The organism is Gaetbulibacter jejuensis (genome assembly GCF_039524015.1).
In the GTDB taxonomy this organism is placed as follows: domain Bacteria; phylum Bacteroidota; class Bacteroidia; order Flavobacteriales; family Flavobacteriaceae; genus Gaetbulibacter_B; species Gaetbulibacter_B jejuensis.
This window is the reverse complement of record NZ_BAAAGF010000001.1, coordinates 885,303-908,742: the sequence shown is the minus strand read 5'-3', so window position 1 is coordinate 908,742 and position 23,440 is coordinate 885,303. Positions and strand designations below refer to the sequence as shown.

The following is a 23,440-nucleotide window of genomic DNA, read 5'->3' as shown; positions in this document are numbered from 1 at the left end:
TCTACTAATGTAGTTAATGTTTCTTGGGCATCAATTATTGATGCTACGTCTATTGTTTGCGCTGTACCATCCTCGTTTGTGTACGTAACTGTACCATCGCCATTGTCTACCAAGTTGGTAACCGTTTCGTTAGCTCCTATGATAGTAGCCATGTTGATTACTGTTGCTACACCGTCTTCATCGGTATACGTGATAGTACCATCACCGTTATCTACTAATGTAGTTAAGGTCTCATTTTGTGCTATTAACGCTGCAATATCCAACACTGTAGATACTCCATCCTCATCTACATATGTAATAGTACCTGCTGTAACATCTTGTGAGATACTTGTTAAGGTCTCAAAATTAGAGATCATTGCGGATAAATCCATATTGGTAGCAACGCCATCCTCGTCGTTGTACGTTAAGATACCCGTAGCTGGATCAAAACTAGCCGATGTTAATGTCTCATTAGCAGTTATCATTGCTGCTATATTTACCGTTTGTGCGGTTCCGTCTTCATTAGTGTACGTAATGGTACCGTCTCCATTGTCTACCAAGTTGGTAACCGTTTCGTTAGCTCCTATGATAGTAGCCATGTTGATTACTGTTGCTACACCGTCTTCATCAGTATACGTGATAGTACCATCTCCATTATCTACCAAAGTAGTCAAGGTCTCATTTTGTGCAATCAGCGCTGCAATATCCAACACTGTAGATACTCCATCCTCATCTACATATGTAATAGTACCTGCTGCAACATCTTGTGAGATACTTGTTAAGGTCTCAAAATTAGAGATCATTGCGGATAAATCCATATTGGTAGCAACGCCATCCTCGTCGTTGTACGTTAAGATACCCGTAGCTGGATCAAAACTAGCCGATGTTAATGTCTCATTAGCAGTTACCATTGCTGCTATATTTACCGTTTGTGCGGTTCCATCCTCATTAGTATAAGTAATAGTACCGTCTCCATTGTCTACCAAGTTGGTAACCGTTTCGTTGTTTTCAATATCAATTACTGTAATGGTACCATCTTCACTAGTATAGGTATATGTACCATCGCCGTTGTCTACTAAACTTGTTACTGTTTCACCACTGCCAAGTTCGTCACTAATAGCCAAACGCACCCATTTAGCACCATCCCAGTAATGGTATCCAGGGACAATATCGGCAACTGTAGCCGTATTGTACACCAACAGGCTTTCAATATTACCATTGGTAATGGTTGTAGCATCTGTGCTACTAGAAAGTGCTACTCTAGGAATGAGCACACCTTTGTCGCTTGCAACTACATCTAATTGAGATGAAGCATTAGGCAGCGGAGTCCCTACGCCAACTTGAGACCATGCTGTTAATCCTGCAAACGAAAACAAAAAAATAGTTAATATTTTTTTCATAATAGTTCAATTTTAATAATTAGTAATTTGTTGATAACTCGATTGTTTTTCATAATAAAAGTTGTTTTAATAGCAAAAAGATTTATTTTAAACCCCCTGCACATTAAAAAAGAAAGACTTTGCTCAACCTAAAAGTTGCTATTAATCAATTAAAAACGCTATTAACATAATTATGAAGTCCATTTATTAAATGATAATTTAGGATTGAGACAAAGCCTCTCAATACATTAATGTTATAGGAAGGGTTATGTTTACTTTACAAATGAATGAAGTTTATTAATCATGGGGGTTGATACCCTATCATGTTTGGGATATTTATTAGTTAAATTGTTTGTTTTTATCGCTGAACCGAAACCAACACTCAAAAAAGATTATGGTAATCAGGTTTTTAACTCAGAATTACAGAAACATTTTTTATAATAGTTAATGGCTTCGTTCACCGAATTAAACTGTTTGTCAAAGAAATCGCTCAACACAGAAGTGATTCTAATATTAAACTTTAATATGCTACTGTAAGATGCACCTAAAGCCTTTGCAATTTCTCTAGAATTTTTATTATCTATCATAAGCTTAAAAACTTTTAATTGCTTTCTTGTAAGTATTTGATCTACATATATTTCATTGTTTTTAATTTTTAAAGATTGTGTGCTTTTTACATCTCTTTTCATATCAATAAAAAGGTTGAAAGAAATTGGCTCTCCTTCATATTCTTTAAGAGGTATTGCTACGAAATAAAAATCTTCATACAAAATAGAGTTACCACTATGCATATGAGTAGGCACAACAGGACTAATGTATAACGCTACATAAGAGTGGTCTCTACCATAATCTACTATTAATGGCAAAAAAACCTGAAGACATTGATTGTGTCTGTTTGGGTTTTTTACATCGTTTACTTGCTTCATAAAATCTAAAACCAGGTCTATGAAATATTGAGAAAAACAATTTTTTATAGAGCTAACAAACATTTCAAAAGACATTGATTTTGGCCTATCATAGCTATGATAGGCACTTAACAATGTGAATTTTTCTTCTACAGCCTCAAACTTCCAAACTAAAATATTCAACCAAACTTGATTAATAATTTTAGACACTCGTGGATTATAAAGAATAGTCTTTTCGGCTTTAAAATCATTTTCTAATCTCATACCCTTATCTATGAATGAACTCTTCATATATTTAAGGTCTTGGAAATAAGATTGAATTTTATTAAGTGTTCTATTAGCCATTTTTCATCAAAAAATAATTTCAATACAAATAACTTTTGAAATTACTTAAAGACAAACTGAAAAGTAATAAGTGGTTGATTTGGCGAATAAGTGGTTGATTTGATGTAATAAGTGGTAAAAAAGCTGTAATAAGTGGTAAAAAGCTGCAATACGCGTTAAAATTGGATAGCACAATGTGCAACGTGCTTAATATGAGTAAATTGCGGATGTAAAAACTATTTTAACATTAACAAATTAGATAACCCATCATTTCTTCTTCGAGAAATAGGTAGCATAATGCCATTAATCATTGGGCACTACAATTTACCACATCTTGTAGCATGACATTTTCCTGAAAACATGTTCTATGACTAAGTGCACAGGGAGCCTTTTATAAACTCTACCATAGCGAAACAATATTTTCAAGTAACTAACACAAGTAGTTGAGTCTACTAGTTTTGTTAATTACAATATAGATTCAAATTACATTTGTTTATTAATAGCCATGGTGAAATCCTGAAATTTACTATTACACCACGCAACGTGAACAATATGAATTATTAAAGAAAGAAAAGGTCCTTAAGCGATTTATAATACTACATGAATTTGCTTAGGCTAACCATTGCACAGGCTCTCTGAATACTTAGGCCTTGTTCAGCTGCAATTGCTTGAGCAAAACCCTTACCCTCACAGGGCTTTAGAGCTTTTTAAGTTGACGCGCATCCATGCGGCCATATTTACTTTTCAACTGTAAAAAGTGGCTGTGGTGATTTTGTCTCGGTATATATACGAGACTTTCATTTCTGAATCATACTGGTGAAGCATAGATATTATCTGTGACTCTGTAAATCTGCTTTTCTTCATGATTTAAAATTAATTGATTTTTAAACTGTATGAGAAACAGGGAAGCCTTCAAAGCAATTAAGCTAATGAGATGTAATAAGTCGTTGATTTAGCGAATAAGTGGTAGTAGGATTGATGTTTTGATTAAAAGAAATAATGGCAGTATAATATAGCTAAACAACACCCACTTTTTGACCCTAATATTCCTTCTATTTGTTCCAGAGTTAATTGTTTGGCTAATGAATTATTATTAATTTGTATTTAGGGATTAAAAGAGCAAGATGGAAACATTTACACCGTACTCTTTTTTAGAAATATCATATTTCAACGCAAGGTCAATCTTAAATATCTTTTGCGACCAAAAGTAATCATCCATAATGGATAGAGAATTAAAACTAAAGGTGTAATTGCAAATATAGATTGCTTGAAGATAAAATAGAGTACTGTAGAAAGAATACAACCAAAAATGATTATTAAAAATGCATAATTTGGAATTGAACTACTCGTTTCAAATACTTTTACATTATCTTGCCCTTTTTTGAATTCAACTTTTTGTGTGTTAGAAGAGCACCAATCAACACTAATTTTTAATTTTCCGTGAAATGAATCTACTTCAAAATCTTTATATTCTACACCATCTTCAAGTTTTCCAATATATTGGTCGTTAAAAAAGACCTTAAAGCTTCTGTTTTTATTGTTCAATTCTTTTTTTCTAAAAATTTTTAACTTATTCATATCTTTAACTATTAATTAATCACTACAAGAGGCAGCTGCTATAGCAAAACTAGCAGCAGCAAGCCCTAAAAATGCCCATCCTATTGGACCTGTTGCTAACCCAGCATATAATGCGGCTCCTGATAAAATTGTCCCAGACCCAGCAGTTCCTAGCCCTAGAGTCTCAAGAGCGCCTTCGCACTGACCTCCTTGTACGTTTTCCATTTGATTTAATTCTAAAGTTTTCATAAAAATAGTTTTTAAATTAAAAAATATACGCAGAACACTTCTGGTAGGTTAAATATAATTTAACATGAAGCAATTAAGCTAATGAGATGTAATAAGTGGTTGATTTAGCGAATAAGTGGTAGTAGGATTGATGTTTTGATTAAAAGAAATAATGGCAGTATAATATAGCTAAACAACACCCACTTTTTGACCCTAATATTCCTTCTATTTGTTCCAGAGTTAATTGTTTGACTAATGAATTCATTATTAGTTTTTTAACTTGCATTATCTCTTTAGGAAAAATTCCGAATAAAACCGTTATAAAACTTCAGATTATAACTAATATTAAACTTTGTTTACGCATTAATTATAGTATGTTTGAGTAATTGAGATTTTGCTTTTTTTTGAGTAATCTATTATAGCTTCAAATAATTCGAGCATATTCTCGTATTGTTTACGAAAAACTATATTTAATAAACCATATTTCCAAAAATGAGTCATTTCAAAAGTTCCATTTCTTTCTTTTAATTTGAAACAGTAGTAATTATTTTTAATAATCAACTTATCACCCTTATTGGTGAGTTTAAGGTTAAATTTTTCTTTAAATTCTAATTCTATATAAAAAAAAAGTTTTTCCATAGGTTTATTTTTTGTTTAAAAATAGCTACCCAATATTATATTTTAAAACATTGGGCAGTTAAAACTTAAAATCATTGTTAGCTGTATAACTACCACCACCCTAGACAATTTGGACCAGTAGCAGCAGAAATCATTCCAAGCCAAGGTAAACCAATCATACTACCTACCATTCCACCTGCTACTATAGCTACCCCACAAGATGCCAATTCATCACCAGCATTGATAACTTCCATTTGATTTAATTCTAAAGTTTTCATAAAAATAGTTTTTAAATTAAAAAAATACCCAGAACACTTCTGGTAGGTTAAATATAATTTAACATGAAGCAAATAAGCTAATGAGATGTAATAAGTGGTTGATTTAGCAAATAAGTGGTAGGGTTGATGTAATAAGTGGTAAAAAAGCTGCAATACGCGTTAAAATTGGATAGCACAATGTACAACGTGCTTAATATGAGCAAATTGCGGATGTAAAAACTATTTTAACATTAACAAATTAGATAACCCATCATTTCTTCTTCGAGAAATAGGTAGCATAATGCCATTAATCATTTCGCAGTAACTTCCTTCAGATTTATTAATTTTAACTATTTTAGTTATATTGACCAAATAGGAATGATGTATCCTATAAAAGGTTTTACTTGGCAATATGGCTTCATACTCGCCAATGTTTCTTGATGCTACAACCTTTGAGCTATCAATTTTATGAAAAATTGTATATCTCTCATGTGATTCTAAGTAAGATATACTATCTAGATTTACAACATCTATTTGGTTTAAAGACGGTACAGCAATAACCTCTAATTTTTCATTTAAATTATTTAAAGATTGTGAGAACAATTTCATTTGTATTTGCGAAGTATAAAGGCTTCTTTCAATATCTATTAATATTTTATTTACAGCATTAACCAAATCATCTATATTAATAGGTTTTAAAATATAATCTACTGCATTATATTTAAAGGCTTTTATGGCATACTCATTATAAGCCGTAACAAAAATAGCCTTATAACTTGTATAGTTAACTTTATCTAAAATATCAAAAGCAGTGTTATTGTTATTCAATTCAATATCTAAGAATAATAATTGCGGTTTTTGTAAGCTTATAATATTAATACCTTCTTCTACCGTATTACCTTTTCCTACTACAGTTATTGTTGGGCAATATGTTTTTAAAAAATGTTCTAGCAATTCAACATTATCATTTTCATCATCAATAATTACTGCTTTAATTATTTCCATAGTTTTGTAGATTAAAATTAATTTTATCCTGCAGTATCAAAGGAATAGATATTACAACTCTTGTTCCGGATGTGTTTTCTAAAGTTTTCCTATCTAGTAAAGAAAACTGTATTTTATCCTTGTTTAAAGTATTAAAAATTTCTATCCTCTCTTTTAAAATAACTGTTGCCCAAGATTTTTTATTATGCTGAAGTCTCTTTTTTTTCTTTTTGGAAGCTTCAATACCAATGCCATTGTCCAAAACAGTTCCAACAACACTGGTTTGTGTAATTTGAAAAGTTATCTCCAATGATTTTTCCCCTTTTTTAGGCATTAGCCCATGAATAATAGCATTTTCTACAATGGGTTGAAATAACATACAAGGAATTAATATTTGTGATTCTATATCATTTTTCACATTAAAATTGACTATAATATCATCATTTAATTTAATCTTTGTAAGTTCAACATAAGATTTAAGATAGTCTATTTCATCTATTAGTGATATAAATTCAAGATTACTAATATTTAAAGTATGCCTTAGTATTTTTGAAAAATGATTAATGTAATTATTTGCTTCTTTTTCGCCTTTTGAAATTATAGCGTTTTGTATACCATTAAGTGAATTGAACAAAAAATGCGGGTTCATTTGAGACCTGAAGGCTTTTGACTTTAATTCCATCATCTTTATCTTTTGATGAAAATCCTTTTTCAACCTTTGTCTAGACTTTTTATTAATATAATAAAAGTAAGAAACTATTAAGAAAAAGATACTAATTATAAAAAAGGGTGACTTATAGAATATTTCTTTTGAAACGATTGTATAACTTAAGGTGTTTGTATAATCTCCTAAAGATGATATTCCTCTAACCTCCAAGATGTACTTTCCTGGTTTTAATCCTTGAAATTGTATTTTCCCCGAAGACCCAATATCAATCCAATTTTGATTATTATTTACTAATCTGTATTGGTAGGTGTTACCACTTATATTAGAAATATCGTTTATCGAAAAATCTAAAGAAAGGTAGTTGTAATTATAGGGTAAAGTAAAAGAGTTTATTTCGGATACATTTAAATAATGGTTGTCAATTTTTTGACTATCTTTATTATACACCTTGTACTGATTCAAAAATAGTTTAAATGAATTTCTTCTTTTTAAAATTTCATAAGGGTAAAATCCATTTAACCCATCAATTCCACCAAAAAAAACTTCTCCACTACTTGATTTAAGGTATGAATTAAAGTTAAATTCGTTATTAGTTAAACCGTTCTCTTTAAAAAACACCTGAAAAACTTTATGAGTAGTATTAAACTTAACTAAACCATTAAAAGTACTTATCCATAAATTGTTGTTATCTTCAATTATTCCAGTAACCTTATTCCCTTTAAAAGGGGTGTTTTCAGAAAAAACTTGTGAGGTATTATTATTAACATCAATTTTTTGTAACCCGTTATCAGTTCCAAGCCATATGTTTTTTTTTTTATCTTCGAAAATAACATTTACTTCATTACTTACCAATTGAATGGGTTTTGTATTTTTATGAAAATGGTAAGCTTGTTGAGTTTTTAAATTTTTTTTATATACCCCATTTACAGACCCAATCCATAGATTTTCATTTTTTGAATCAATAAACAATTCTTTTAATTCAATTCCTTCAATATTTATATCTTTACTTAATTGATTTAAGTCATTAAACTTAAATGAATCCATGTTTATACTGTATAAGCCTTTAGCATTAAGTAAAAATAAATCCCTATTTAATACAATTGCATCCCTAAATGTGGTTGTTTGCGATAAAGTATCTACTTTTAACTTAAAAGATTTAAACGTTTTTTTATTAATATTGATTCTGCTCACAAAATGAGAATAACCAAACCCCCAAATTATAGAGTCATTTTCCATGTAAAAACCATGAAATGAACTAATAAGACTAGGTGGCAACCCAACGATCTTTTTAAAATACCCCGTATTATCTGCTCTTCTAAAGAACCCATTATAAGTATAAATAAGTATATCTCTATTTGAAGTTTCAACTATATTTCTACAACTAATGCCTTTAATTTTTGTTGAACTACTATATAAATACTTTTTAAACATTGATACTTTTCTTTTCAAAAAACAAATTTTGCCTTCTTGAGTATTAGTCAAAATAATTCCCGATTTACTTACATGTGTATTTAATATTGGATAGTCAAATTTAAATTCATTATTTTTTAATAATAAAACACCTTCCTTTTTTGATAAAAATGAATACAGAATAAGTGATCTGTCATTTGTTTTAACAAAATAAACCTTACCTTCTTCATTCATTTGTAATAACTCGCTTCCAAAAGGGACTTCTACATAAAACTTATCTAACTCATCAATATAAGAGTATGTATAAGTGTTTTTTTGAAACTGATAATATCCTAAAGATGTAAAACAAAGAAAGTCTAATGCACTCTTATCCACTAAAAGCCAATCTTTATGCGTTCGCACTTTACTTTGCTTATTAATATCAACTATTTTTCTTTGCTCTAAAGTAAGAACATTGATTTCAGACAAAACTCCCATTTGGCTTATTACAAGACACTCTTTATCATTATGTCCTAAAAACTTAATTCTAGGATTAATAAAGGTATTTATAGGGGTTCTATCTCCATAAACCATATTTTTAAAAAACAGGTTATCGATAAGCTTAACAGGAAGTACTTCTCCTTCAATTGAAACTTTAAATACAAATTCTATTTCTGTACCTAGCCATATATTTCCTATGTTATCTTCAAAAATTGAATACACATCGATAACTTTAGAATGTTCAGGTATTTTAGTCTCTACCCACGTACCTTTGCCTGTACTTAAATTTAAAGAATAAGCACCATGTGAAGTCGCTATCCATAAAAAATTGCTTTTTGATTTGAAAATTTGATTTACCTGCGGTGGATCGATAAACCCTATAGGGTTTGAAATGTTAAAAAATATAGAGTTTGTGCCATGTTCTTTAACCACTCCCCCTTTTGTTGAATACCATAAAAATCCATCATCATCTATATAAAGTGCTTTTTTATTCACAGCACTACCTCCATTATGATTAGCATCAATTTTTTTTATTGTAAACTCTTGTGCATAAATAGAACAACCTAAAAGTAGTTGTAAAAAAAATATCACAAACAAAACCACCCTCATAACCAGCTATTTAATTTAAAATAACACTAAAAAATAGTTATTCATAAGTATTTAAACAAATTAAGTTATTATCATTTTTAACTTTAAGGCACATGATACCCTACAACCCTATTGACCCAGCATTACTTATTTAGTCACTTACAAAGATGTTTTTAACCTTTTTAAGCTACTTAAAATATCCTATTTACTTATAGAACTTGAGGTTAGATCAAGCAAAATATTCTTTAAAACTGAAAGCTATTTCTAAAGCTCTCTCAAAACCAATGTGACTTTACACAAAGTATGTGTCTCATATACAACTAAATAAGTTTTAACAACCACTTAAACCTTTAATCTAAATGTCATTCGCAACAGTTATAATTATTATTTTATTTGAGCTACTTATGCTCCCTATACTTATATATTTATATTTAAAATACAGGTTTACATATAAAGACATAAAACAAAAGCACACTAAAACAGTAACTAAAGAGCTAGGTGAGAAAAAATAAAGAAATTTCTAGTGCCATTTACAATTTCTAATTTAATTATAAAAAACATTAAAACTGAACAAAATAAAACCTAATAAAATACTACAATCCAAAATAATCTGTCTAATAATTTGTAAGACATAGAGTAATTGTATTGTAGTTTTTTTCCTCAATCAAGCAGCTCTAGCTCTTAATAAGCTATTGATATAAAGAGAAATGAAATTGAATAAAGATTTTAATCAAATTAAAGCAGAAGTCTATGATAAATGCTTACTAGAGATTTCGGACTTTAAAATAGAATCCGAAAGTAAAGAGTATAACGCTTGTACATTTAAACTTAACGAGCTAAATATTATAAGTAGGACCTCTAAAATAACACCAAAAAAAGTTGGTCAGTTTGTAACATTTTGGAAACGAAACAAAAAAGGACAAATTGAACCTTTTGACGAAAATGATCAAATAGATTTTTTTGTAGTAAACGTAAGAGCTAAAAATAAATTTGGACAGTTTGTGTTTCCTAAATCTGTGCTCATAAAACATGGTATTATTTCAACCCTGAATAAAGAAGGGAAAAGAGCTTTTAGAATTTATACAACTTGGGATACTATTAAAAATAAACAAGCCAAAGAAACTCAAAAATGGCAGATGAATTATTTTTATCACATAAATTGCTTTACTGACATAAAAAAAGTAAATATATTATATAATAAAAAACATACTGCATAATAACTATTTTAACACACTTTTGACTATATATTTAAAAGCTTAAAGGTAAAATATTAGAGCTAATACTTTACTTAAGCTAAAGTATAATGCATCATAAAAACAACTATCTCTTGTTTTTATATACTATGAAACAAGCTATTTTATGTCTACACTTCTACACACTTTTTCAATTTAGAGCAATCTAACTTATATCTCCTCAAGTACAATGATTTCCTTTTTAACAGGCTGAAAGCATATTAATAAGTTAATAATAGCGGTACTATATTTGTTTTTAAAAATACGTAAACAATACATTATACTTTTACGTTGTTAATACTAGCTTGTATACCTACCATATCTTGTTCACTTATGTTAACTATTTTTTAGAAAAGGTGACTTTATAAAAAAACGAGTGTCTTAACTATAAGGTTATAGTAAAAAAAGCTCCAAAATCTTAATATAACTATGTCACAAGCAACACTTATAATGATTATCATTTTTCAGTTAATCATACTTCCTATACTTATATATTTCTATTTAAAAATAAGACATCTACACAAAAAATTAAAACAAAATCTCAGCAAAAAACCAAATAAAGATTAGAAGTTAATAACGCCATTCACAATTTCTAAACCTTATTTTTTATGAAAACATTAGAAGACGGAAATGAAGCATTTTGTAACGGAGTATATATTGCGGGTGCAATTTACACTAACTATCGGTGCAGCTACAAATTTCTGTAAACCAGCGGGTGGGTTTCTATTGCTTTTCTTGCTATGTCAGCTGCCTGTAAATTTGGATGATTAACTTTTTAACAAGAGTTAATTCTTTCTTTTGAGTTAGCTCTTCAACCTTATATTATGAAAAAAAGCACATTTATTATAATTTTTATGCTGGTTTCGTCAGTATTATTAATTTTAAAAGTTATGGATATATATAAAAGTTGGTTTGCTGATTATGTCATTTATTTTCTCTATAGTTTTGCTTTGATACTTCTATTTTTCATTAAAAAAAATACTGATGAAAAAATATAAAAACACTATTTATTACGGTGTTTTAAATTTATCAACTATTGTTTTAGCTATTGTTTCAAAACACATTATTAATAGTGAAGCACTAGTTATTTTATCTTTTTACGCAACATCAATCATAGCTTTACCATTTTAGACGTAAGGTGTTTCTTTTTTGGTAAAGAAATAAAATACAAAAAACCCAACGCTGTCATAGTAAAACTATAAATACTTTCTATTTTTAAAACCACTTATTACATCAATCCTACCACTTATTCGCTAAATCAACCACTTATTACATCTCATTAGCTTAATTGCTTCATGTTAAATTATATTTACTCACCCAGAAGTGTTCTGGGTTTATTTTTTTAATTTAAAAACTATTTTTTATGAAAACTTTAGAATTAAATCAAATGGAAAATGTAGAAGGTGGAATTAGTCTTGGTTGTGGTTTTGCAATTCTTGGTGCAGGTATAGCTTTAGGCTCACTAATCGTTGCATCAGGTGGTACCGCTGCAGTTGTTTTAGCTGCTGCAGGTTGGTCTATTGCGCCTTCTGCCGTAGCACTTTCTTGTATGGAATAAGTATATAAAGCGGAAGATTATAATCTTTCGCTTAAAGTAATAATTTAAAAGAAAACTCAAATGAAACCTTTTTTAAACAAAGACTTACCAAGCATCATTTTTGTACTAAGTATAACTATTTTTGGAGCTTTTCTAGCCTTGATTTTATTAGGAGAGCAAAGTGAAAAGGAAAGATTAGGTTCTTACATAGGTATGATGAGTATGTTTCTAGTGGCATTAAGTTCTTTCATAACAATTTCTAAAAAGAATAGAACTTTGAATGGATAACAAATTATCTTTAACTATCCTAATTGTAGGTCAATTAACTCTCTCATTTGCCACAAAAGATATATTGAGAAGCGATGAATTGGTAATTAATTCCTTTTCAAAACAAATAACTATTGGTAGTCTAGCAGTTATTTGTGCTAGCAACTTTCTACATAATGCAGCACAATAATTATTGATTAGCAAACTAGGAAGTAACCTCTTCCTAGTTTTTCTTAAAATAATCATTATGAAAATATTATATATTTTATTGGCAGTATGTGCCAGTATAATAGTGTCTTTAGATACACTTAAAGTTTTTGAATTTAACAAGGTTTTAGTTTTATTCTCTTTTATTTATATATGTCTATTTGTTGCATATACTATACATTCTAAAAGGAAAAATGAAAAAATTTGAAAATTTTAGCATCTTTATTTTAATTGTATTTCTAACTTTAATCATTGGCTCACTATCCAATTTCTTTCTAGATACTGAACAGTTATTATACAATTCTCTTCTTGAACAACTAACTCAGGAGCAAATAGAAGACATATTAGGGCTCAAAAAAAAGCAGTTATTGGTTAGCTATTTTATACTGCCATTATTTCTTTTAATCAAAACCTCTATAATTGCAGCTATCCTAAATACAGGCTACTTTCTTTTTGGTAAAGAAATAAAATACAAAAAACCCTACGCTATCATAGTAAAACTATAAATACTTTCTATTTTTAAAACCACTTATTACATCAATCCTACCACTTATTCGCTAAATCAACCACTTATTACATCTCATTAGCTTAATTGCTTCATGTTAAATTATATTTACTCACCCAGAAGTGTTCTGGGTTTATTTTTTTAATGAAGAGAAGTTAATTTTATCTGTTTACGGATATTTTATTTTGGATATTTCAATGATGTTTGTGGTATCGTTGATTACAGAAAAACATTTTAGTTACCTATACAAGAACAAACAGACCTACTCCATATTTCCTATTACTGCAAGAAAATTCTTGATTGAATCATTTAAGAACTTTTTAATAACTAAAGAAGTCATCTACTATCTATTGACATCCTCAATTCTTTTTTTAATTTTTCTGATAAATAAGATAGCAATTTATAATGCAATATTTATTTTTATTACTTCAACTTCGTTAAAATTATTTTATACTTGGATAACTCTTTTCATAAAATTTAAGGCTAAAAACACAAGAAATTTTGCCAATGTAATTTTCGGATTGATAACATTAATGGTTTTTATGTTTAACTCGATTCAAATTCCAAATGTGAAAAACTATATCATATATTTAATTCCCTATTCATTAGTCTCTCCATTTGTTGAAAGTGTTAATTTGTTTTGGCTAATAGTGATTAATGGATTGATAATTATATTCACTTGTTTAATGTTTTATAAACATTCAAAATATTGGTTTTAATGAAGTATTTAACATTATTTCATTTATTATTAAAATTTCTTATTGTAAAAAGATTTATACACCTATTTGCTTTAATTCTATTTTTATATGTATTTATTATTAGCCTTTTGGGGTTAAACAGATTAAGTGTAGTTTTTTATGTCACTAATTCAGCAATAACTCTTTTCATTTTTTACTCTCAATTATTAATAAGGTATAAAAATTATAGAATTTTTTATAAAATAAATAATATATCCATATATGAATTTGGAGTAGTGAAATTCTGTCTTCTTATTTTACTTTTGTTTGTACATGCAATAGGTAATTTTATAATATTATTATTTAACTATGGTAGAATTTAAAAATATCACAAAATCATATAGGAATAAAATAGCTTTAGACAATTTTTCTTTTAAGGTAAACCAAAATGAATCAATAGGGATAATTGGCAACAATGGAAGTGGCAAAACCACATTAATAAACATATTAGGAAATTTGATTAAATATGAAAAAGGCGAGATTTTTATTTTTAATGATAAATTAGACCCCAAAACAAATGAATACAAAAAAAACACAGGCTTTATATTTAGTTATCCTTATTATATTGAAGAGTTTAATGTTATTAACTACTTATATTTTGTGGCTAGATTTCATTCACAAGAATTAGAAACAAAATCGTTAAAAAAAAGAATAAATGATTTAATTGAATTGTTAGGAATTGAAGAAAAAGAAAAACCAATATCAACTTTTTCAGAAGGAAATAAACGTAAAGTCACTATTGCTGCATCTTTAATTCATAACCCTAAATTGTTGGTTTATGATGAACCTTTTGTCAATTTAGATATTTCAACTTTGGAAGTTTTAAAAAAACTCTTAATTAATTTAAGCAATAGTAAGACACTTATTATTACTTCTCATCATATAGATTTAGTGATTGATATATGTGACAAATATTTGATTATTGATAATGGAAAATTGATAAAGACTATCAATAAAAGTTCTTATAAATCTATGGAAGAACTAAAAAATGATTTAAAAGGAGAGGTTTCTAAAAGTAATAATGAAAATAGTAATTTAAATTGGCTAATATAAAAATGGGAGTAGATAAATATTCTGAAAATATAATAATACCTGAATCGACTAACAAAGTATTTGAAATCTGTATAAATATCATAAAAAAAATGTTTTATAATGTTCAATATATTAATGAGGAAAAAACATTTTTAGTCGCCAAAAATGTAAGTGCAAATTTTGGCCCAGCAGGAGTAATTATAATTATTGATGCTGAAAACGAAGATCCAGATAAAACTAAATTAATAATAACTTCAACAAATTTAACAGATGTAACCGTAAACTTTAATAGAAATGTCAAGACCGTCAATAAGTTGATTAAAAAATTAAATAAAGAGTTTACTATATGATGAGTTACTTATTTCTTATATTAATCTTAATCACTGTGTTTTTAGGTTATCTATCTAAAGAATTAGAGAATATTTCTAGTGGCGATGCTTCAGATATCGTAACTGGAGTTTGTATTGCCGTTGGGGGGGGGGGTGCAAGTATTGGAGTTAGATTAGGTTTACTCGCAATAGGTGGACCAATATCTTCTAGTATTTTTACTGCTTTACAAATGGGTGTGTAGGATGGACGGCTTATAACACTTTTGACTAAATTTAAATTGAACTGATTAAATAATTAGCCCTTTAAAACTCAAAACAATGAAAAATAAACAAAAAACAATTACCGGTATAGTCGGTGTATTAATAACAGTTTTATTATACTTTTCTTTCGATGAAAACATATTCAAAAATCTAATGGTAATATTATTAACCTTATCACTTTTATATGCTATGATTTTAATTGGTAAAATTTCGAACTAAATTTAATTATTCTGAAAAACAACTATTTAATATTTTTAATATTAAGCTTATACACCTTAAGCTTTATACATATTTCCAAGTATGTTATAAATTTAGATGAATTAATTTATGAAATCTTAATGTAAGAGCTTACTCTTTCACAAGTAGAAAACATCTTAAATTTTCAAAATAAGTGGGAATGGTTGTCAGATTTACTTTTACCTTTAATTTTGTTATTAAAAGTATCGATTATAGCTGCAATATTAAATATTGGCTGTTTCTTTTTTGGTAAAGCAATAAAATACAAAAAACCCCCACGCTATCATAATAAAACTATAAATACTTTCTATTTTTAAAACCACTTATTACATCAATCCTACCACTTATTCGCTAAATCAACCACTTATTACATCTCATTATCTTAATTGCTTTATGTTAAATTATATTTACCCACCCAGAAGTGTTCTGGGTTTATTTTTTTAATTTAAAAACTATTTTTTATGAAAACATTAGAATTAAATCAAATGGAAAAATTAAATGGTGGAACAGATTGCGGCACTGGATTAGGCGCTGTTGTTGGTTCAGCAGTAATGTTAGGCGTCATTGCAGGAGCAACTGGTGGAGTAGGTCTTGCCATTGTAGCTATCGGATGGATGTGGGGAGGAGGTCTTGTGGCGATTGATAATTGTCAAGATAATAATTGGAATTAATTGAGTATAAACTTTAAATAATAAATATTATGAAAACATTAGAATTAAACGAATTAGAAAATGTTAAAGGAGGAGATTTTGTAGGTGGTTTTTGTGCAGGTGTAGCTACTGTTGGGGGTGGTTATGCTATTGGAGGTAATCTAGCTGCGATTACCGCAGGTGCAGTATCTAATTTATGGAATCCCGTTGGTTGGGTTCTTGGAGCTGCTGCTGTAGTTGCTGTAGGTTGTGCTGCGAATTATATAGCAAATAACTAGTTTCAATAATAGCAGCTGCTTTGTCAAATAAGCAGCTGCTTTAATTAAAAGTAAGATATTATGATTAAAAGAATAATAATAGTATTTATGATTATAGCCTTGATTTCTATAATTTTAGATTTTGTAGATGTATTAGTATTAAACAATTATGTTAAAGCTTTTTGCTATATTATATTAGCTTTAGCTTTTATATTTATAGGTTTTTATAAAGAAAAATCAATAGTTAATGAGTAATAAATATTATTTAATGTTTCTGATAGCATTGACTCTGTTGATAGGTTTTTTTTCCGAATTAATTTTGAATACAGAAATTTTATTTTTAAACTCTTTGACAGAAAGTTTGACTTATGACCAACTACAAGAAGTTATAGAATTTAAAGATAAATGGAAGTACACCGGTTATATAGTAGTTCCAATTTTATTGTTGATTAAAACTTCAATCATAGCAGCAATTTTAGATGCGGGCTGCTTCTTTTTTGGTAAAGAAATCAAATACAAAAAGCTTTTTAACATCGTTGTTAAAGCAGAGTTTGTCTTTTTATTAGTCATCGTATTTAAAACCGCTTGGTTTTACTTTTTTCAAACCAACTATACTTTAGAAGATCTGCAATATTTCTACCCGTTATCAGCCATTAATATTATAGGTTACGAGGGCTTACAACCTTGGTTTATATACCCTTTTCAAGTTCTTAATTTATTCGAATTCGCCTATTGGTTTATATTAGCCTATCTTCTTGGAAAAGAGCTAAAGGAAACAACTGACAAAGGATTGTCTATTGTTGCAAGTAGTTATGGTGTTAGTCTTTTAATTTGGGTTGTTGGTGTTATGTTTTTTACCTTAAATATGAGTTAGGTTTTGAAGCATTTTATATTAATCGGTTTATTAATTCTGATACCATTAGTGCCCTTGGGTACTTCCTATTGTCCATTAATGGTATCTCGCAAAAGGATATCGATAAAATCATCACTTTATTTAATGAGCATAATGTTTCAAAAAAATGAGAAAGAAATTTGATTTAAAAATAAGATATAATCGTTCAAGATTGAGGTTAAATTTTGCTATGGGAATATTGTGGAGTTTATTGGGTGTTGGTTATATCCTTTCCTCAAACACAACTTTTTTTTCATATACCTATATGGTATTGGGAGTACTTTATTTCATAAGTTTTTATTGTGATAAACGCTATGGGTACACTACTATTTCTAATGGTGTTATTAAAAAAAGGGATAACCCATTTTTCAATAATAGTCTTGAGATAAAAAACATAGAAAACATTGTTAAAACCTCCGAAATCTATTTCTTGAAGACTAAAACCGCAAGAATGAGTATTCATACTACTTTGGTTTCTAAAGAATCAATGCAAAAACTAAATGAAGTAATAGATGCTATTAATGAAAGAATTAAAGCCCAAAATTTAACGCAATGAAAAAAGCTATTAAGGTTATATTAATTGTTTGCGTCTTGGGTATTGTTTCCTTTTTAGGCTATAAGGTCACTATAGGTACACAAGAAAAAAATGAAATAGCCAAACAATTACAAACCATCCCAGAGTTTGAGTTTTTAACTTTAGACCAACAGCCATTTACCAAAGCAAACCTAAAACCAAACCTAAATATCATTTTTATCTACTTTAATAGTGAGTGCGATTTTTGCCAGTACGAAGCACAAGGCATTAGCGATAATTTAGAAAGCTTTAAAGATGTCCAATTCATTTTTGTATCTATAGAACCTGTAGATACAATAAAACAATTTGCAGAACAATACAATTTAAACAATCAACAAAAAATTACATTCATACATGATAACCTTAATACTTTTTCTAGTCGATTTGATGCTAACAGTATTCCTTACATCTTAATTTACGATACTGACCAAAAGCTTATAAAAAAACACAAAGGGCAACTCAATACCAAAGCCATTTTAAAAGTTTTAAATAAATAAAATGTTACTTCGGGCGCAGTCGAGAAGTCATTACTTATGATACGCAAACATCAAATTTCCCAAAAACTCTTACAACAAACATTTACACAACAGCACGACCAATCAGATTGTGGTGTAGCATGTTTATTATCACTTATTCAATACTATGGTGGTTCAAACCATATAGAAAAATTACGTGAATTAAGCGGCACTACAAAACAAGGCACAACCCTTTTGGGTTTATATCAAGCAGCCAACACATTAGGTTTTACTGCCCAAGGTAACGAAGCAGATATACAAGCAGTTATAGATCATAAAAAACCTTTAATATTACACGTAGTTATTGAGGAACGTTTACAGCATTATGTGGTGTGCTATGGCTATGAGAATAACAAATTTATCATTGGCGACCCTGCAAAAGGCATTACTTCTTACACAAAAGAAGAGTTAGAAAACATTTGGCAGTCTAAAACATGTTTGACCCTTACACCAAATAATAATTTTATAAAATCAGAAACCAAAGCAAAAGATAAAAAGCAATGGTTTTTGAGCCTCTTAAAAGAAGATTACAGGCTTATTAGCTTTAGTATTTTGTTAGGTTTAGGCATTGCTATTTTGGGCATGGCTATGGCGTTATTTTCGCAAAAATTAATTGATGATATTTTACCCTCAAAAGATTTTACCAAGCTCTTAACAGGAATTATATTAGTTGCTTTTCTATTGTTGGTTAGAGTTTTGCTTACAGCTTTACGAGATTATTTTTTAATACGTCAAACCAAAGACTTTAATAACCGTATAATCGATAGTTTTTATTCGTCTTTACTTTATTTACCCAAACCTTTTTTCGATACTCGTAAAATTGGCGAACTCGTGGCTCGATTGAATGACACCCAACGTGTGCAACGTGTTATAAAAACAATCGTTGGTAATGTTGTTATTAACGCTTTAGTAACTGTTGTTTCTTTAGGCTTCTTATTTTATTATTCCTGGCAAACAGGCTTAATAGCTTTTGTAAGTTTGCCCTTTTATTTTGTGCTCATTTATAGTTTTAATAAACGGATTATTAAATCACAAAAAGAGGTTATGCAAGGTTATGCTTTAAGCGAAAGCAATTACATTACCTCTATGCAAGGTATTGCTACTATAAAAAATAATAACAGACAAAACATTTTTCAAAAAATTAACTCCCTTATCTATGATAATTTTCAAGAAAAAGCTTTTAACCTTGGTAAAATAAATGTACGTTTATCGATTTTTTCTGGTGTGTTTAGTGTATTGTTTTTAATAGGCATATTGGTTTACACATCAATACAGGTTTATAATGAAACAATGCTTTTAGGAGAGCTAATGGCTGTTTTAGGTGTTGCAGGAAGTTTATTGCCATCCGTTGCAAGTTTGGCTTTAATAACGATTCCAATTAATGAAGCCAAAGTAGCGTTTGACCGCATGTATGAGTTTGCATCAATGGATAAAGAGCAAAAAGGAACAACAGAAATTTCAGATTTTAGTTCTCTTGAAATTAAAAACCTTTCTTTCCGTTTTGCTGGTAGAAGTCAATTATTAAAAGACATAAATATTAGTATATCTAAAAATGAGTGCATTGCCATAGTTGGCGAAAGCGGTAGCGGAAAAAGTACTTTAGGACAAATACTTCAAAAATTCTATCCTATTGAAAATGGGTCTATAATGGTCAATAATCAAACTAATCTTCCAGATTTAGAAACTGAAAGTTGGCGTAATATTTTAGGTGTTGTACCACAAGAGGTTACCATTTTTGGAGGAAATATTGTAGCCAACATTCTTTTAGGAAAAGAGGATGCACCCGAAAATATTGTGAAATTCTGTCAAGATTACGGTTTTGAAACATTTATAAATACTTTACCTCAAAGTTATGCTACCATTCTTGGAGAAGAAGGTATTAATCTTTCAGGTGGGCAAAAACAAGTGATTGCATTAATGCGTGCTTTATACAAAAAACCAAAAGTTTTATTATTAGATGAATTCACCTCTGCAATGGACAGAAAAACGGAACAGTTTGTTTTAGATTTATTAAACAAACTAAAATCTGAATTGACTATTGTATTTATTTCACACAGATTACATTCTCTACCAAAAATTGCTGACCAAATTTATGTGTTGGAAAATGGAGTTATAACTGACTTTGGAAATCATAATCAATTAATGGAAACCAAAAATTTTTATAGCGAATTTTGGAAAGAACTGTGAAATAGAAATTAAATTACGTTATACTTCTATTTATCAAAACAGAAAAACACTATTACAATGATGTTAAAATTTAATAATCCCTACCCTTTAAGACCTTTTTACGCTCATTTGACTGCTCAGAGTTATATTTATCAATTTTATCTCTGAGCTCTAAAGGTAGTTCTATGGATCCATTCAAAAGAACATAAAGTCTCTTCTGTAATCTAAAATAATACCTTTTAAGTGTAGAGGAGTTATATGTTTTCCAATCTGTATAAGTTCCATCGAAATTTTTATATCTTTTTTCTTGCCTAACTTGAAATGACACCCTATATGAAGATTCATTCCCCCTAATTTCAATAGTCATTTCTTCTTTAAAGGTGTCACTTTCTTGTAATGCTTCAATATAACCTCGAGATTCAGATTCTCTTCTTATTGTATTGTATTCTTCTGTAGCTATTATATAAATAGCGTCCCAAACTTCCTGATAATCATTATTAAAAGAAGCATTGCTCACAATACCTTTTTCATATGACTGAATTTCTTTTATCAAGTCTTTTTTTCTTTGACAAAATACTACTGTGGTATACAGTAATACCATAATTATTAAGTTTTTTTTAATTAGGTTCATTATAAAAATATTTTAAAACACCAAACCCCTAAGCGAAGATTAAAAAATAAATAAGCGTGGGGTTTCTAACCTTATCTATTTCGAGGTACCGCCAGATACCTTACCACAAACAAGTACTAACCCACGCCATAAGCATGAGCATTAGTATTTGTTACTCTTGTGGTTTTAAAAACTGGCGGTTTTCGAAATAAGAATAACAGCTAACGCTTATTTTAATTTTTTTTTTACATATTATATATAAACTAGATACTACGAATTTAATAATATAGTTCGATAATTTAAAATATTCTTTTATTCATTATAATTCTGACCTATTTGAGCGAGATCCCCTTCAAAATAGTTCGACTTTTGTCCCTTATGCTCCACCACAAAAAAACCCTGACACAAGTGTCAGGGTTTTTCGGTTTTAAAGGGTATGAAACCTAATTACATATCAGCTTTTAAAGCTTTTAAAGAAGCTACTAGCAACTCCTTACTTAATCTTGTTTTATAATTAGGATTGATGTATTCAAATAAAATATCACCAGATGTATTTAAGATCATAACCGTTGGAACTGGTAAAATCTCAGTTGCTTCCATCTTTGTTTTCTTTTCAATATACGACACTGCCATTCCTGGAGTTTTAAAACCAATTCCTGTTGCTTGAATAAGTTTTGCTTCAGGGTCAGCATAAAGGCTATAACCTACTTTGTTAGTTTCTCCTGTTGGTGCTAAATTTTTGTAGTTATCAGGACTTACTGCTACTATTTGGTAACCCAATTCTAAGATTTCTGATTCAGATTCAGCTAAAGAAGCTAATTGTGTGTTACAATAAGGACACCATCCTCCACGATAAAACACCAAAACAGTTGGTTTTTCTTTAATGATTTTTTTCAGAGCAATTTCTTCACCATTCTTATCAATTAAGTTAGCATTTGGGATTGTTTCCCCTACCAATAAAGGACTTACGTCTTCTGCTTTTTCTGGTACTTGTGCACTAAGGCTAAATGTTGTTAATACAGTTAACAAAACTAAAAGTGTGTTTTTCATTTGTTTTTTTATTTATGTGTTTTACAATGGTGAAATAAAATACCCTAATCCCATTTTGGTTGATTAGTAACCTAATTGTTATGGATATTTCATTATCATTAAGTTTTGCATCTTGGTCTAACGCAATTAATAATCCTTACAATTTTTAAATACATTTCACTTATTTTTGTGTTAACGATTTAAAAACCAATTATGATAAACTATATAAACGAGACCGTTGACTACTTAAAAGATAAAGGATTTATTAATCCTGAAATAGGAATTATACTAGGTACTGGCTTAGGTATGCTTTTAGATGAAATTACTATTCTTAAAGAAGTAAGCTATAATCACATTCCTAATTTTCCAACAGCAACAGTTGAGTTTCATAAAGGCAAATTAATTTTTGGCGAGCTTGAAGGTAAAAAAGTTATTGTTATGCAAGGTCGTTTTCACTTGTACGAAGGCTACACGTTACAAGACGTAACTTATCCAGTTCGTGTTATGGAAAAGTTAGGCATCACCACTTTACTAGTTTCTAATGCTTCTGGTGCTATTAATCTCAATTTCAAAAAAGGTGAATTAATGCTTATTGACGATCATATTAATCTTCAAGGTAGCTCTCCTCTAGCCTTTAAAGGCGTGTCGCTTTTGGGCGAACGATTCGCTGATATGAGTGCACCTTATGACGCAACCATAAACAATACTTTTAAATCTATAGCTAAAACCAACAACATTACGTTACACGAAGGTGTTTATGCAAGCGTTGTTGGCCCTCAGTTAGAAACAAGAGCTGAATACAGAATGCTAAAAATTATTGGTGCTGATGCAGTAGGTATGAGTACTGTACCAGAAGTAATAGTTGCTAATCACCTCAACCTTAAAGTTGCAGCAATTTCTGTACTGACTGACGAATGTGATCCTGACAATTTAGAAGCTGTAGCCATTGATGACATTATAGCTACAGCTGCAATAGCTGAACCAAATATGATTACACTTTTTAAAGGGTTAATACAATCGCTTTAGA

The 23,440-nt window shown here is 29.2% G+C and carries 24 protein-coding genes and 1 pseudogene; 15 read left to right on the top strand and 10 right to left on the bottom strand.

Annotation, left to right across the window (positions count from 1 at the left end):
* Both ABD011_RS04025 and ABD011_RS04020 read right to left on the bottom strand, forming a co-directional pair.
* A partial coding sequence (locus ABD011_RS04025) for an autotransporter outer membrane beta-barrel domain-containing protein (RefSeq protein ID WP_486323395.1) occupies window positions 1-1,379 on the bottom strand: 1,379 nt, incomplete at its 3' end.
* A gap of 380 nt (window positions 1,380-1,759) precedes the next feature.
* The gene (locus ABD011_RS04020; RefSeq protein WP_343795981.1) at window positions 1,760-2,554 is read right to left on the bottom strand and encodes a hypothetical protein; all 795 of its coding nucleotides are present in this window, start codon (window positions 2,552-2,554) and stop codon (window positions 1,760-1,762) included.
* A 516-nt stretch (window positions 2,555-3,070) separates the two neighbouring features.
* Between ABD011_RS04020 and ABD011_RS15745 the strand changes: the two are divergent.
* Window positions 3,071-3,151, top strand: a pseudogene (locus ABD011_RS15745) (hypothetical protein); the annotation flags it as partial.
* Between the two features lie 603 nt (window positions 3,152-3,754).
* Here ABD011_RS15745 and ABD011_RS04015 read toward each other — a convergent pair.
* The 6 genes from ABD011_RS04015 to ABD011_RS03990 form a co-directional block, all read right to left on the bottom strand.
* Window positions 3,755-4,165, bottom strand: a complete 411-nt coding sequence (locus ABD011_RS04015; protein ID WP_343795979.1) for a hypothetical protein — start codon at window positions 4,163-4,165, stop codon at window positions 3,755-3,757.
* A 15-nt stretch (window positions 4,166-4,180) separates the two neighbouring features.
* Complete coding sequence (locus ABD011_RS04010; protein ID WP_343795977.1) at window positions 4,181-4,393, bottom strand: hypothetical protein; 213 nt, start codon at window positions 4,391-4,393, stop codon at window positions 4,181-4,183.
* A 342-nt stretch (window positions 4,394-4,735) separates the two neighbouring features.
* Window positions 4,736-5,011, bottom strand: a complete 276-nt coding sequence (locus tag ABD011_RS04005) for a hypothetical protein (RefSeq protein WP_343795975.1) — start codon at window positions 5,009-5,011, stop codon at window positions 4,736-4,738.
* Between the two features lie 89 nt (window positions 5,012-5,100).
* Window positions 5,101-5,244, bottom strand: coding sequence for a hypothetical protein (locus tag ABD011_RS04000; protein ID WP_343795973.1), 144 nt, complete (start codon window positions 5,242-5,244; stop codon window positions 5,101-5,103).
* Window positions 5,245-5,487: 243 nt separating this feature from the next.
* Window positions 5,488-6,252: a LytR/AlgR family response regulator transcription factor gene (locus ABD011_RS03995; protein ID WP_343795971.1), complete on the bottom strand. Its 765-nt coding sequence runs from the start codon at window positions 6,250-6,252 to the stop codon at window positions 5,488-5,490.
* On the bottom strand, window positions 6,239-9,379 hold the full coding sequence (locus ABD011_RS03990) for a sensor histidine kinase (protein WP_343795969.1): 3,141 nt from the start codon (window positions 9,377-9,379) through the stop codon (window positions 6,239-6,241). Before ABD011_RS03990 ends, ABD011_RS03995 begins: the two co-directional genes overlap by 14 nt.
* Window positions 9,380-10,083: 704 nt before the next feature.
* On the opposite strand from ABD011_RS03990, the gene ABD011_RS03985 reads away from it, so the two are divergent.
* From ABD011_RS03985 to ABD011_RS03925, 13 genes are all read left to right on the top strand, one after another.
* Window positions 10,084-10,593 carry a MepB family protein gene (locus ABD011_RS03985; RefSeq protein ID WP_343795967.1) on the top strand — a complete coding sequence of 170 codons (510 nt, stop codon included), beginning with the start codon at window positions 10,084-10,086 and terminating at the stop codon, window positions 10,591-10,593.
* A 1,378-nt stretch (window positions 10,594-11,971) separates the two neighbouring features.
* Window positions 11,972-12,166 (top strand): hypothetical protein, encoded by a 195-nt coding sequence (locus ABD011_RS03980; RefSeq protein WP_343795965.1) that lies wholly within the window; start codon window positions 11,972-11,974, stop codon window positions 12,164-12,166.
* Window positions 12,167-12,226: 60 nt separating this feature from the next.
* Entirely contained in the window at window positions 12,227-12,433 is a 207-nt protein-coding gene (locus ABD011_RS03975; protein WP_343795963.1) for a hypothetical protein, read from the top strand.
* Window positions 12,434-12,813: 380 nt separating this feature from the next.
* Window positions 12,814-13,125, top strand: a complete 312-nt coding sequence (locus ABD011_RS03970; protein ID WP_343795961.1) for a hypothetical protein — start codon at window positions 12,814-12,816, stop codon at window positions 13,123-13,125.
* Between the two features lie 1,045 nt (window positions 13,126-14,170).
* Complete coding sequence (locus tag ABD011_RS03965) at window positions 14,171-14,914, top strand: ABC transporter ATP-binding protein (RefSeq protein ID WP_343795959.1); 744 nt, start codon at window positions 14,171-14,173, stop codon at window positions 14,912-14,914.
* Between the two features lie 2 nt (window positions 14,915-14,916).
* Entirely contained in the window at window positions 14,917-15,243 is a 327-nt protein-coding gene (locus ABD011_RS03960) for a hypothetical protein (RefSeq protein ID WP_343795957.1), read from the top strand.
* A complete protein-coding gene (locus ABD011_RS03955; protein ID WP_343795955.1) occupies window positions 15,240-15,464 on the top strand; it encodes a hypothetical protein in 225 nt (74 codons plus the stop codon). Before ABD011_RS03960 ends, ABD011_RS03955 begins: the two co-directional genes overlap by 4 nt.
* A gap of 717 nt (window positions 15,465-16,181) precedes the next feature.
* Window positions 16,182-16,391, top strand: a complete 210-nt coding sequence (locus tag ABD011_RS03950; RefSeq protein WP_343795953.1) for a hypothetical protein — start codon at window positions 16,182-16,184, stop codon at window positions 16,389-16,391.
* Between the two features lie 29 nt (window positions 16,392-16,420).
* A complete protein-coding gene (locus ABD011_RS03945) occupies window positions 16,421-16,648 on the top strand; it encodes a hypothetical protein (RefSeq protein ID WP_343795951.1) in 228 nt (75 codons plus the stop codon).
* A 226-nt stretch (window positions 16,649-16,874) separates the two neighbouring features.
* Window positions 16,875-17,501, top strand: coding sequence for a hypothetical protein (locus tag ABD011_RS03940; RefSeq protein ID WP_343795949.1), 627 nt, complete (start codon window positions 16,875-16,877; stop codon window positions 17,499-17,501).
* A gap of 145 nt (window positions 17,502-17,646) precedes the next feature.
* The gene (locus ABD011_RS03935; protein ID WP_343795947.1) at window positions 17,647-18,075 is read left to right on the top strand and encodes a hypothetical protein; all 429 of its coding nucleotides are present in this window, start codon (window positions 17,647-17,649) and stop codon (window positions 18,073-18,075) included.
* A complete protein-coding gene (locus ABD011_RS03930; protein WP_343795945.1) occupies window positions 18,072-18,590 on the top strand; it encodes a peroxiredoxin family protein in 519 nt (172 codons plus the stop codon). Before ABD011_RS03935 ends, ABD011_RS03930 begins: the two co-directional genes overlap by 4 nt.
* A 36-nt stretch (window positions 18,591-18,626) precedes the next feature.
* The gene (locus ABD011_RS03925) at window positions 18,627-20,795 is read left to right on the top strand and encodes a peptidase domain-containing ABC transporter (RefSeq protein WP_343795943.1); all 2,169 of its coding nucleotides are present in this window, start codon (window positions 18,627-18,629) and stop codon (window positions 20,793-20,795) included.
* Between the two features lie 70 nt (window positions 20,796-20,865).
* On the opposite strand, the gene ABD011_RS03920 is transcribed toward ABD011_RS03925, so the two are convergent.
* Both ABD011_RS03920 and ABD011_RS03915 read right to left on the bottom strand, forming a co-directional pair.
* Window positions 20,866-21,405: a hypothetical protein gene (locus ABD011_RS03920; protein WP_343795941.1), complete on the bottom strand. Its 540-nt coding sequence runs from the start codon at window positions 21,403-21,405 to the stop codon at window positions 20,866-20,868.
* Window positions 21,406-21,831: 426 nt separating this feature from the next.
* On the bottom strand, window positions 21,832-22,434 hold the full coding sequence (locus ABD011_RS03915; RefSeq protein WP_131506068.1) for a peroxiredoxin-like family protein: 603 nt from the start codon (window positions 22,432-22,434) through the stop codon (window positions 21,832-21,834).
* 192 nt (window positions 22,435-22,626) lie between these two features.
* Here ABD011_RS03915 and ABD011_RS03910 point away from each other — a divergent pair, with 192 nt between their 5' ends.
* Window positions 22,627-23,439, top strand: a complete 813-nt coding sequence (locus ABD011_RS03910) for a purine-nucleoside phosphorylase (RefSeq protein ID WP_129759353.1) — start codon at window positions 22,627-22,629, stop codon at window positions 23,437-23,439.
* Window position 23,440: the final 1 nt, after the last annotated feature.